Below are 13,031 nucleotides of genomic sequence, written 5' to 3'. Positions count from 1 at the left end.
TCCCGGGAATTTCTTCTTTGGTGAGTCCAAGACCTGGCATTGGGCCAATCTCATAGAAACGTTGTGCACGAACATTGACCTTTTCCAGTGTCAAGGTTGCTTCTTCGCCCAAAGCGGGTAATGCTGGCACTAGAAAATATCCACCAGCTTGATCGTCGATCGCTTCAAGTCCGCTGTCTCTTAAAAGACGGTTAAAGCCTTCATCGACAGAATATTCGCCATCCAGGCCTTTGGTTTGTTTGTCCTTGGCGATGGAGGGATCAAAGGTTAAACGCACGCCGGTTTCGGCGGCATAATCTGAGATCGCTTTACTTAATGGTCCCGCTGGGATGGAATAGTTTTTTCTGGGTGCTTCCTGCACAGTTTCATCTGCTGCCATTGCAATATGATTCAACGACATAGTTGAAGCCATACTCAGTGAGGCTACTGATAGATAACGATAAAACTTTTTCTTCAGGCAGAGTTTGCCCGGATTGTGCAAATTCAACATTCTCTCTCCGATCTTATTTTGTTCTTCTATTAGCTATGCCAATCGAAAATCGGAAAGTGACAATTTTTTTTGAAATTATTTTTGAATTTTTTGAATACGAGGGTCTATTGGTCTTTCATAGCCGCCTCTGTTGTGACTGAAAATGTACCAATCAAGGCGCGAGGAGAGCAGTCTGTGAGATACATCCGTGTATCTCCCCCCTTCGGGGCTGACGCTCAAAAACGCTCCCGGCGTTTTTGTAGTTATTCTAAATAAACGAGGAGCAACGAAGAGTGGTGCATTTTCAGCCTCAACCCGAAGGGCTGGAGCTATTTTTCCGCCCTACGGCGTTGAAAATGATTTATGTAGAACAACTACATCGCATCATTTTCGCCTTGTTGGACAAAAAAATAGCCGCCAGCAGTGGTGGCTCTGAAAGACCAACAGACCCTCCATTTAGGCGGGTTTGAGCATAACCAGATAGGGCGTGAAACTTTCAATACGAATAGAAAGTGTTTTAGCGATACTGAGTAATGCAGCATCCACATCGGTGATTGGAAAAGCGCCGGAGATTTCTAAATCAGCAATCGCCGGATCACAACGCACGACGCCGCGCCGGTATCGTGATAATTGATCGATAACTTTTGCCAGGGGCATGTTATCAACGATGATAAAACCTTTGGTCCAGGCATCAGCTGCTGACATATCAAACAACATTTTTTGCTGGAACAACATGGAGGTGAATTTCACTTCTTCACCGGCATTGACCACTACTTTATCGCCGAGCCCATCAATCGGTCTGACTTCAACAGCATCTTCAAATACATTGACGCAGCTGCGATTGTTATAAATGCGGGTACTAAACCGGGTGCCTAACGCAGTCACGGTGCCATGCGTGGTCTGAACGATAAAGGGACGATAAACAGGATTGGTTTCTTGTGCCGTTTCAACATAGACCTCGCCCTGCAGCAGTCTGACGATTCTGACTTGTTCGTCAAAGTGAATCGACACTTTAGTATCAGTATTTAAAACCAGTCGGGAGCCATCATCCAATCTGAATTTTTGCACCTCACCTTTTGCTGTGGAGTAGTCCGCCATAAAGTGATACCAGGGCTTTTCTTTATAAGTCAGCCAGCCCGCTGAACTGACGGCTAACAATAGACCCAGGTTTTTAACAAACTGCCTTCTTCCATTTATTGCAGGTGTGGCCACATACCTTCTATTCAGCACAGCCATGCTGGTTTTTGTATTCAGCCCCATAAAACAGTTGGTGACTTCTTCGACTTGTTGCCAGGCGAGCTTGTTGGCCGGATCGGCGTTAAGCCACTCTTTCCAGGCTTGGCGATCTTGTTCTGTTGCGCTGCCAGAAGTTAATTGTACATACCAGTTCGTCGCGTCGTGCAAAGCTTTGGTATTGGTATTTGCCATATTTAACTGTGCAAGCCGTTTAGGAAGACATGTTAATGCAATGTAATAACGCCTTAGCGATGTACTGACGAACTGAGCTCACAGAGACCGATAACCGTTCAGCGATTTGTGCATGTGAAAGACCTTCAAGCTGAAACCATAAAAATGCATTGCGAATTTTGCTGGGCAAACCATCCAGCATCTCATCAATTTTGGTCAGCGTTTCAATCATGATATTGATGGTTTCGGGTGAAGGCGCTTCTGCCTGAGGTAAGTTGGCAATTTCATCAAGGTAGGCCGCTTCAATATCCCGGCGTCTTACATGATTGACCATCAAACCATGGGCGATGGTGGTGAGATACGCTCGGGGTTCTTTGATATTGCTCAGGTCATCTTTTTGCAGGACACGGGAGAAAGTATCTTGCATCAAGTCGGCAGCATCAAAACTGCAGCCCAGCTTTTTGCATAGCCATCCCATGAGCCAACTATTATGTGATTGATAAAGCTCTGTAATCAGTGAATCTCTTGTTTGCGTTATGGTATTCACATTACAGACATCTACTTCTTGGTATAAAGCGGCAGTACTCAAATGACCTCTCCCAGTAAACATGTTGAGCGAATTTTTAAAGGCTCGCCCGCCTGTAGCAGTGAGAAGCTGACTCAATTTCCCACCACCACCATGTAGGCCAAGTCTGTGATGCGAATCACAGAGTGGGCTTCAATTTACTACGTAAAGAGGGTCAAAAATATAGGAAATAATCCTGAAGTTATAAGGGAAGATTTATTTATTGGTTTTCGCTATATATCCCGCGCCATCACTGACTTTGACGTTAAACATTATTTTTATGAAAGACGGAATTACCATGATCACCTCCATATCTTCTCTTAATATAAATTGGTATTTAGGGAGCAGTAACGAGTTGTCCACGTTACTTTTATCCAAACCGGTTGACGCTTATCAAAAGCTTTAAAGCTTCCAACTGGCTCAAGTACTTTGAGTAAAACTGCTATGGAGTGATGAGAATAAATAAACGATTTGGAAGCTAAGTTGGTTAACGAATTATTTTCGTGCAATCAGGTAAAAATTACCTACTGAATAAATACTTTGTTAATGGTCATCCATTGGTTGCTCTTCTCTGAACGCAAATAATCGCCGGGTACAAATTTTGCGTAAAGTTTTTCAATTATTCTTAACCGGGGGCTGTTGATCTTTCATAGCCCTGATTTTTTATTATGGAAATGACATGCTGACATTCATCGGTGCCGTACTGGTTTTTATTATTATGGTTGATGCGGTCTGGACGACGTTAACGACTCGTGGCAGTGGTTTTTTAGCAGGTCCTTTAACGGTAGGGCTGCGATGGGTGATGAGATCTCTTTCCTATAAAATGGGAAATCGTAATGTGCTCGCCCATACCGGCACATTGACTATTATCACGCTGGTGCTGTTTTGGTTATGTGGTTTATGGCTGGGCTGGGGCTTAATCTTTATTGGAATGCCAGGCAGTGTAATTGAAGATGGGGATATGCAACCGGCAAATCTGGTGGGGTATTTTTATTTTGTGGGGTTTACCTTATCTACACTTGGCATCGGCGATCTACGACCGGTGGGAGATATTTCACGAATATTGACCAGTGTGGCAGCTTTTAATGGGCTAATTCTCGTCACCTTGATGATTTCGTATGCCATTCCATTACTTAACGGAGTTATCAGCCGACGCAAACTGGCTTTTTATTTGTCGTTGTTGGGTGACAATATGACCAATCTGGTGCTGAATGCCTGGAATGGAGAGGATTTCCGCGATCTTGAGTCGACCATCCATTTAGTGTCTGGTGAGATAATCCAATGTGCAGAAAATCGCTTGGCCTATCCGATTTTAGATTATTTTTACAGTTACGAACGAGAGTTTTCTCTGGGATTACAACTGGCAACAGTGGATGAAGCACTGAACCTGCTGGTTTCAGGAGTTGACAAATCATTATTGCCAGCAGAATCCACCATCTTAAATATTCGTAAAATCATTCAGCTTTATCTTACTCGTTGCCATTCAGCATTAAGCCACATTGAGGCGGATGTGCCGCCGCTTCCTTCTCTGTCACCTCTCAGTCACTCCGGCCTCACATTGCAAAGTGATAAGACGTTTGAATCCAGCATGGCAGAGTTTAATGAGCGTCGAAGATTACTGCATAAACTGGTTTTACATGAAGGCTGGGAATGGACAGATGTCAGCCCGGCTTAATTGAACAACTTCATTGAGCTTCATGGTCAGTCGCTCATCTGCTTGGCTTTTTCACCAATAGCAATGACATCTGTACGATAAGGATTGGCTTTGAGTGTTTGTGCCAGTTGCACCATGTTATGCACCATTAGCAAGGTCATATTATTGGTAAAAAAGTGTTTATCGCCACCGGCTTCTATATAACTCGGTCCCGGACCGGCATCACCAACGTAGTAGGTAAACGCATTGACCGGTAGCGTAAATCCTTGCTCGGACAAGTCCAGCATAATACTGGCGGAGGCTTTTTTGGCACCATCTTCATTACCGTCTACCATGACGCCAGCCACTTTATTAAAAGTGGGATATTGACCATTTTTGTTATTGCCTTCACTCATAATGCCATCCATACGTTCAACGACCATTTTAGACACCGAACTTCTATCGCCACGCCAAATCGGTGTCGCGATAATCAGCATATCGGAAGCGTAAATACGTTCGAGAATTTTTGGCCATTCATCCTCACCTTTTTCATCCGAAGTATTACCAAAACTTACATGGTAATCGACCACCCTTATGGTTTCTGTCTCGACCTCCAGATCGTTCAATACTTTGCTGGCAACATCAATAAAGGCATCCGTATTTGAGGTGGCTGGCGACTGTTTTAACGTGCAGTTCAAAAACAGAGCTTTTAACTGATGGTTGGAATCGGTGGCACTCATAAAGTACTCCTGATAGTAAGTTAAAAACGTTACTGGTAATGGTCGTGAAGCAACGTCGCGAAGTGAACTGTTTGAAAATCGGGTGAGAGACAGAAGCGTCCCCTCACCCGTTGGTGAGGCGTTTAATGTGGCTCATGCAGATGATGAAGTGTTGTTTCCAGCCATTCTTTATGACGACGTTCATCTGCCAAATGATCTTGCAAAATTGAATTCACTGGCTCAGGAAAAGCTTCTTGGACATTTTCCTCATAGCGATTATTGGTCATGACTTCATTCAACTGCATGGCCTTCAAAATACCGTCATCACCTGCCAATTGAGCAATGTGTACGCTGCCATTGGTGAGGATTTTTTTCAAATCACCCTTATCTGGTGGTGCACCACCCTCCTGGCAAACTATCTGGCTGAGAACGGCGATATGATTTTCATGATCCTGCATAAATACATTTAACTGATCTCTGTACTGTGGATTTTCAAGTCGCTCGATGGCGGCTTGATAAGCTGAAATAGCGTCATAATCCATTTCTATAAGATCATTCAATTTCTCAACAATATTTGTTTTTTCCATGGTTTCACTCATGATAATTTCCTTACTCAATATTAATGAGTGGTATGGACGCCTTCTTTAATTCCCTTCAAGGCTTGTCCTACCTGGACAGAATTTAAATGTTGAGCCATATCGCCAATACTGACGACGCCCACCAAAGTATTTTCATCATTGAATACAGGCATTCTTTGAATCTGTTCATCATTCATCAGTACAGCCACTTCTTCAATGGTATTTTCTTCATGGCAGGCAAGGACTTTTACAGTCATCACTTCATCAACTGAAATCTCGGATAAATCATTCACCTGAGATACGCCGCGAGTCACAATATCTCTGTCCGTTATCGTACCGACTAAGGTATTGTCATCAGCAATAAGCAGAAAGCCGATGTCCTGGTCTCGCATGATTTGAGCCGCTTCTCTAACCAGCGTCGAAGGCAAGATCGTTGTAACTTCAGTGTTCATAATTTCTTTTACATGCATCATGGTTTATCTCCTTTGCATTGAGAGTTTTGATTTCTCTATCTGTCAGGAATTTTTGCAATGCATATGCCAACCTTTTGCTGAGCGCCTAAAAGCGCTTAGTAAGGAAGGTTTATAACGTCAACTGATAAAAACGATGGGGAAATATAAAACAAGCTCTATAAAAATTTCATTTAACAGCAGTAATTTTTACCAGGGCTTTTATTGGAATATTACCTAAAAGGAAGGAGTCTGGGGCTATTAAAAAGAAAATAGTGAATCGGTGTTTGAGAACAGAATTATCGTTCGGTTAACTTAACGTCATACATCCGCTTATCTGCAGCATTTAAAAGCTCATCTGCCGAGGTGGCATCCTGTGGGCAGGCAGCCATACCGATGCTCGCTGTGACCGACAGGCTTTTATCATTATGAATTAGCGGTTGTTTAATAGTTTCAACAATGGATTTAATAACCCGTTGGGCCTGGCTTGGTGAGGTTTCGGGTAATAAAACTGCAAATTCGTCACCGCCCAGTCTGGCTACGGTATCTGTTTCACGAAGGATGCTGCCGAGTTGGTTGGCGGTATGTTTAAGGATCTCATCCCCCACATGATGACCATAGTTATCATTAATTTCTTTAAATCCATTTAAATCAATAAATAAGATGGTAAATTCACGTTTATGACGCCGATAGTTCTGTATCAGTTTATTTAAAAACTCAAAGAACATTAGGCGGTTGGGAAGTCCAGTCAATCCATCATGAAAGGCCTGCCATTCCAGCTTAACTTCAGCCGCTCTTCTACTGGTAATATCAATAATAAACGCCAGTACGTGTTTATCATCCAGGGCGGTGAGACGTTCCAGAAAATAATATTCTTTGCCGTTTAATACCAATGGATATTCAATCGTTGACGGTTCTCCCGTCTTTACTGTGGCAGCCATCAACGCGAGTTTTCTCTCTACCAGATCTGGGTCCAGCAGTTGTTTGATATTCATGCCATTTAATTTATCGGCATCAACCAATAAAGGAAAACTATCTTCTACTTCATGGTCAATTATTTTGCCATCCACCCGCATAGTCAGCAGTAAATCAGGCATCGCATCAATAATGGCTTTATTTCGCTGATTAAGCACCGCTAACAGTTTTCTGGATTCAATCTGTTTGAGCAGTTGGTTACCTAAAAATACTAATAACAGCGTGAAAACTATCAAAATGATGATATTTCGCGTCACCACCTGTTGTTCATATTGTCTTATGAGTTGATCGGCCGACGCACGATTTTCAGCGACAATGGAGAACATTCCCCATTTATCCAGAAACTGAAAATCGCACTGGGCATTGTTCTCTAATTGAACCCGATGAATACCCAGCTCAGTTGAGGCCAGATATTTATGATCTTTGCATAAACTATAAATATCACTTTTATGCAGTCCTTCGTACATACTGGATGACCAGATGAGTTTGCCGGACTGATCGGTCAATACAGCAGAAATATTTTTGTTCTTGGTAATGCTTCCAAGCTGAGCAGTCAGGTCTTCATTTTTAAGGGTCGCCACCACCACTCCCCTAAACTTATCTTCACTATCCCGAATCGGATAGCTCATCATGATAGATAGTGCACTTTCTTGAATAATGGATTGCCTCGGTGAGGAAATGAAAAAACTGGTGTGTTCGTTTTGAATGTGTTCGGTAAAATAATCCCTTACCGAAATTGGCTGTTGAGATCCGGGATTGGTAGAAAATGTAATTACACCTTTGCTATCGGCAACATATAGCTGCCATATGGTGGGATTTAGATTTTTGAGTCTTTCAGCGTAAGCAGCGACTTGCTGCGGTGCCTCAATACTCATAGCGCCAAGCTGTCTGAGGTTTGCTCCTACAAAAGAAAATTCTTTATCAATCAACTCGGCTTGTAACACCGATAACATGCCGACCCGCTGATTGATCTGCTCATTAATCGGATTTTTATAACCAGAGACTTGTTGGTGGTAAAAATAACGCAAACTCATCGCACCAATAAACCACACAGCAAGCAGCATAAAGACTACAAGCGTACGGTTAAAAAATAATTGGTTGATATGTTTTGTCATATCTTAAGGATATCGTCTTGATAGGGAAAACACACTAAAAACTCTTTGTGATTCGGATAGTTGCGCACAGTTTCAAAAAATAACCAGTAAACATTTATGTTGATTGAGAAGTTAAAATCTATTGTCTAATACAATTTGTTTGGTGAGGTTAGATTAGGAATAAGAATGATAGCTTTTAGTCGCTGGCTAAAAACTCAATCGCATCTGAAAACTGTCACTCTGTAGATACATTTGATGAGATTGAGTGAAGTCTAATGAGCGTCTAAAGCAAAATACGTTGCATACTTGCATAAAAAAAAGGCTTATCAAAAATAATTTTCTACTTTTAATAAGCCTTCGGTTCTTTAATCGTAAATGTCTGAATTATAGCAATGACTCAATGGCATCCGTCACCTGTTTATCACTTGGTTTAACTTTGCTGGGAAAAGCGGCAACGACTTTGCCGTCGGCATTAATCAGGTATTTACTGAAATTCCAGCCAGGTTCTTGGCTTTGCTGGTTAATTTCCTGAAACACCGGATTGGCTTTCTGACCCGTTACAAAACTCGGAGCAATCATGATAAAGGTCACGCCAAAGTTTTCCCGGCAAACTCGCTCAGCTTCGGCTTCGTCTTTTGCTTCCTGGTTAAAATCATTACTGGCAAAACCCACTACCATCAAACCACTTTCTTGATACTTCTGATGCAAGGCCTCCAGCCCTTCAAACTGGCGCGTATAACCACAGTGACTGGCGGTATTAACGATGAGTAATGGCTTGCCATTGGCCACTTTACAGAGGTTGACTGTTTCGTTAGAATGCAGTTTGGGCAATTCATAATCCAGAAATTCAGGACAGGACTCTGCTGCCTGAGCCGAGAAAGAAAGCATTAAACTTGATATTAATAGTAAGACATAACGCATCATAAAATCCTTTGGCTAGAAGTAAGTTAAACCCTAGGGCTTGTTATCTATGCAGACCTTAGGGGCCACAAAAAGTTGATATAACGTTAAATTAATTATCTGTCAGCTTTAAATGGCAGAAGCCAGATAGTTGTCATCTAACCGTGGCACGGCATCCAGCAGGTTTTTGGTATGCTCATTCTGTGGCGATTTCATGATTTCCTGGGTATTACCGGATTCTACTAATTGTGCTCTATGCATGACCACCATGCGATCGGCCAGATAATCCACAACGCCCATATTGTGCGTGATAAACAACATGCCAATACCCTCTTCATCGACCAGCTGTCTTAACAACCGCAAAATACCGGCCTGCACGGAAACGTCAAGAGCTGATGTTATTTCATCACACAATATAAAGCGTGGTTCCAACACTAAAGCTCTGGCAATGGCAAGACGTTGACGTTGACCACCGGAAAACTCATGTGGATAGCGCCATAGACTATCGGTTGGCATCTCAACCCTGTCCAAGAACCGCGCTGCGATTTGGGTGCGTTCAGCATCGCTACTGCCAATACCATGAACCCGCATCGGTTCGATTAACGTGGTATGAATCGGCAGACGTGGATTTAAACTTGACCCCGGATCCTGAAACACTACCTGCATCCGTCTTCGCAGTGGCCGCATCGCTTTAGCAGATACCTGGGTGATATCCTGGCCTTCAAGAAATATACTGCCGGATGTCACTTCCTGCAGACGTAACAAGGCTCGCCCTAATGTTGTTTTACCGCAACCAGACTCACCTACCAGAGCAACAACCTCTCCTGCATTGACCTGCAGCGAAACGTTTTCAACGGCACGAAAATGATCGACTACCCGACGCATTAAGCCGCGACGCACTGGAAAATATACGGAGACGTCTTTGACTTCCAATAAGACTTTTTCTGGTTTCACCGGCCTGTCTGGTCTGATCAGCCGTTCCGGTAATGCGGCTATCAGGCTCTGGGTATATTCATGTTGTGGATTACGTAAGACATCTGCCGTTTTACCACTTTCCACCAGTTTGCCTTTACGCATCACCCCGACCACATCAGCAATTTGTGCAACCACGCCAAAATCATGGGTAATAAACAACATGCCCATTCCATATTTGGTCTGTAAATCACGCATCAGCTTGAGAATCTCAGCCTGGACCGTTACATCAAGGGCAGTGGTCGGCTCATCCGCAATTAATAATGCCGGTTCACAAATCAGCGCCATCACGATCATCACCCGCTGGCGTTGACCACCGGATAACCGATGGGGATACTCCCGAATCCGACCTTCGGGGTCCGGAATCCTGACTTCTGCCAGTGCTGCCAGAATTTTCTGTTTACGTGCCTCTTCGTCCAGTTCGGGACGGTGTATCAGCAATACCTCTTCCAGTTGTTCGCCAATCGTCTGCACGGGATTAAGTGAGGTCATTGGCTCTTGAAATATCATCGCGATACGACTGCCACGGACTGATCGCAGCGTTTCGTCATCCGCATTGAGTAAGGCTATTTCAGGTAATTGTCCCTGAGGATCCGTTAACCTAATATGGCCGTCAGGATGCCGGTAATGACCATGCGGTAATAATCCCATGATCGATAACGCTGTCACAGATTTACCGCTACCGGATTCACCGACCAGACAGTAGGTTTGGCCGGGTTCAACCGCCAGACTGATATTATCAACCGCCCGTAACCAGTTATCGCCCTCACCCAGCTCTGTTACCAGGTTTTCAACTTCCAGTAACGTCATGACTGCATCCCCCGATTGGTATGGGGATCAACGGCGTCACGCAATGATTCACCCAACAGGTTATAGGCGAATACCGTCATAAAAATTGCACCACCCGGGAAAACCGCTAACCACCAGTTAAAGGTCGAGGATTGCACGGCCTGATTAAGCAACTGTCCCCATGAAGGATCATCGACTAAACCCAGACCAAGAAAGCTTAGCGTCGCTTCAGCCAGAATTGCAGAGGCAACACCAAAGCTGGTCGCGACCAGCAATGGAGCCAGCCCGTTGGGCAACATATGACGAAATAAAATGGATCGTAGCGGTAAACCACTGGCGATGGCCGCTTGAACAAAATCCTGCTGCCGAAGCTTGAGAAATTCGGCACGTACATAACGTGCATAGCCCGACCAGGCCGTTATCCCAATAATCACCATCATCATGTAAATGGAACGGCCAAAAAACGCCACGAATGACAACAACAAAAAGAGGGTTGGAATAGCTTCAAAAATTTCCACCAGCCGCATGCCAATAATATCGACAATGCCTGAAAAATAGCCCATCAGACCACCAATAATGGTTCCGATAACCAAGGCAATTCCGGTAGCTATAAAACCAATTCCCAAGGCAATACGGGATGCATGGATCATTCGGGATGCTACATCTGCCCCATTTTCGTCAGTACCCATCCAATGGGTACGTTCGTTTACTGATAAGGGTGACTCAATCCCGGTGTCGGCATAATCACGCAGATAATCCTTAGCGGAATATGGAATCGGTGCCCGAATGATATTGTCGACTTTACCGGCAGCTTCCATTTCGCGGTAATGCTCATATACCACCAGTACCGGCGGTGTTACGCTCGAGTAAGCAATAAATGACACCACAGCAATGCTGGCAACCCACAACAAAATCTTTTTCCAGGCAACAATTGATAAGGCGGAAATCACCAGGGTTATGAAAAAACCACTCAACCAGACCCAGTCCAGTGGTTCCATATGTTGCAGTAATGGGCTGGAAGCCTGTCCGTCCACAACTATGTAAAGCGGGTGACTGCTTGCCAGAAAGGGTGAAAAGGTGGCGATTAACACTAAAAGCCCAATCCAGGCCAAACCGATTTTGGCGCTGGTGCGTTTTAACAGTGAAGAAACCACCTGTTGGGTCCAGGATTTAGACGGTTGCTTGACTGGAATATCGACGACTTGCTCAGTCATAACTGACCCTCGGATCAACAATTGCGTAGGCAATATCAGCCAGTAAATAGCCGACTAATGTCAGCAGACCGGAAATCAATGTGACCGATAACACCAGCTCACGATCACGGGTCTGCACCGCTTCAACTGCCAATTTGCCCATCCCATCGATACTGAAAATGCTTTCCACTATGACTGACCCCGCTAACAAACTGGGCAATAAAGTGGCCGATACTGTAATCAGTGGCAAAAGTGAGTTTCTAAAGACATGACGCCATAATACTGTTTCTTCATCCACTCCCTTCGCTCTTGCCGTGCGGGCATAATCAGCGGCTAGGTTTTCCAATAAAGATGAACGCGTCAACTTGGCAAGAAAGGCCAGACCACCATATGAAAGTGCGATAACAGGCAATACCAGATGCCATAACCGATCCAGTAGATAGCCGCCTTGCAGAATGTCCACTCCGAGTAATCGCGATATGGCTAATCCGAGTCCTATTCCAAAGGTTCCGGCTACGATAATTCTCAATGCAATATTATTCAGCCCAGCCAGTAACCTGAACAATAAAGCCATGGATGGAATCAAAAATAGATGCAACACCCCAAAAGCTTGACCATGCAGGTTAAACGCCATTGCATACCCTAGCAGAGCCCCCACAATGACCCCGGCATACTGCCGCTTTTTTAATGAAAAACTTACTGCAGCACTGATCAAAGCAACCGTTATCAATGCCACACACAACACGGTAATAAACACATCGCCAAAGCTGCTAAATAATGGAAGGAATGTTTGATCCGCCGTTTCGCGGCGCATCAAACCCCCGGTTGGGAACCAGCGCCAATATTGCTCTGAAGCAAAAAAGCCGATAAACAAAACACCAGCCAGCATACTCGGTACTGACCATAAGCCGAGCAGGAAAATATTGGAGGTGACATCGAATCGTCCTCCCCGTTGGCGAGCGGCTTGTACGCCGATACCGATTGCCAGAGCATAAATCAGTGGTATTGAAATCAGATTGAGTAACAAGGTGATTGGTAGTCGTTCAGCAATCATATCGGTGACTGGTCTGCCATAACGAAAGCTGGTGCCGAGATCAGGACCTTTCCACAATGAAAACTCACCAAAGCTACCATCAGCTAATCTTTCAAAACCAATCGGTGAAATATTATTTAACCAACGGACATATTGCACCGGGGCGGGCTGGTCCAGACCATACAATTTGTTGTAATAGTCTTCCAGGGCCTGACGGCTTTGCGGTTCCAGTTCCATGCCATCAACCAGCGACTG

The 13,031-nt window shown here is 44.3% G+C and carries 12 protein-coding genes; 1 reads left to right on the top strand and 11 read right to left on the bottom strand.

Annotation, left to right across the window (positions count from 1 at the left end):
- The 3 genes from B3182_RS04340 to B3182_RS04330 all read right to left on the bottom strand — a co-directional run.
- On the bottom strand, positions 1 to 490 hold a 490-nt coding region (locus B3182_RS04340; RefSeq protein WP_292751680.1), incomplete at its 3' end, for an STN domain-containing protein.
- A gap of 435 nt (positions 491 to 925) precedes the next feature.
- Positions 926 to 1,897: a FecR domain-containing protein gene (locus B3182_RS04335; protein WP_292353442.1), complete on the bottom strand. Its 972-nt coding sequence runs from the start codon at positions 1,895 to 1,897 to the stop codon at positions 926 to 928.
- Between the two features lie 19 nt (positions 1,898 to 1,916).
- Positions 1,917 to 2,540: a sigma-70 family RNA polymerase sigma factor gene (locus B3182_RS04330; RefSeq protein WP_292751677.1), complete on the bottom strand. Its 624-nt coding sequence runs from the start codon at positions 2,538 to 2,540 to the stop codon at positions 1,917 to 1,919.
- 580 nt (positions 2,541 to 3,120) lie between these two features.
- Between B3182_RS04330 and B3182_RS04325 the strand changes: the two genes are divergently transcribed.
- Positions 3,121 to 4,116 carry a potassium channel family protein gene (locus B3182_RS04325; protein WP_292353440.1) on the top strand — a complete coding sequence of 332 codons (996 nt, stop codon included), beginning with the start codon at positions 3,121 to 3,123 and terminating at the stop codon, positions 4,114 to 4,116.
- Positions 4,117 to 4,142: 26 nt separating this feature from the next.
- Here the strand turns inward: B3182_RS04325 and B3182_RS04320 are convergent, their stop codons facing one another.
- The 8 genes from B3182_RS04320 to B3182_RS04285 form a co-directional block, all read right to left on the bottom strand.
- On the bottom strand, positions 4,143 to 4,814 hold the full coding sequence (locus B3182_RS04320) for a flavodoxin family protein (protein WP_292353439.1): 672 nt from the start codon (positions 4,812 to 4,814) through the stop codon (positions 4,143 to 4,145).
- Between the two features lie 122 nt (positions 4,815 to 4,936).
- A complete protein-coding gene (locus B3182_RS04315) occupies positions 4,937 to 5,392 on the bottom strand; it encodes a DUF892 family protein (protein ID WP_292353438.1) in 456 nt (151 codons plus the stop codon).
- Between the two features lie 20 nt (positions 5,393 to 5,412).
- Positions 5,413 to 5,844: a CBS domain-containing protein gene (locus tag B3182_RS04310; RefSeq protein ID WP_292353437.1), complete on the bottom strand. Its 432-nt coding sequence runs from the start codon at positions 5,842 to 5,844 to the stop codon at positions 5,413 to 5,415.
- 275 nt (positions 5,845 to 6,119) lie between these two features.
- The gene (locus B3182_RS04305) at positions 6,120 to 7,910 is read right to left on the bottom strand and encodes a sensor domain-containing diguanylate cyclase (RefSeq protein WP_292411251.1); all 1,791 of its coding nucleotides are present in this window, start codon (positions 7,908 to 7,910) and stop codon (positions 6,120 to 6,122) included.
- A 363-nt stretch (positions 7,911 to 8,273) separates the two neighbouring features.
- Complete coding sequence (locus B3182_RS04300; protein ID WP_292411252.1) at positions 8,274 to 8,813, bottom strand: glutathione peroxidase; 540 nt, start codon at positions 8,811 to 8,813, stop codon at positions 8,274 to 8,276.
- Positions 8,814 to 8,918: 105 nt separating this feature from the next.
- Complete coding sequence (locus B3182_RS04295; protein ID WP_292751674.1) at positions 8,919 to 10,571, bottom strand: ABC transporter ATP-binding protein; 1,653 nt, start codon at positions 10,569 to 10,571, stop codon at positions 8,919 to 8,921.
- Positions 10,568 to 11,764, bottom strand: a complete 1,197-nt coding sequence (locus tag B3182_RS04290; protein ID WP_292353433.1) for an ABC transporter permease — start codon at positions 11,762 to 11,764, stop codon at positions 10,568 to 10,570. Before B3182_RS04290 ends, B3182_RS04295 begins: the two co-directional genes overlap by 4 nt.
- Positions 11,757 to 13,031 (bottom strand): ABC transporter permease subunit (locus tag B3182_RS04285; RefSeq protein ID WP_292751671.1); only part of this gene is annotated, 1,275 nt, incomplete at its 5' end. The genes B3182_RS04290 and B3182_RS04285, both read right to left, overlap by 8 nt.

This window comes from Methylophaga sp. UBA4204, assembly GCF_002379485.1.
Classification (GTDB): Bacteria; Pseudomonadota; Gammaproteobacteria; order Nitrosococcales; family Methylophagaceae; genus Methylophaga.
This window is presented reverse-complemented; position numbering and strand designations above follow the sequence as displayed.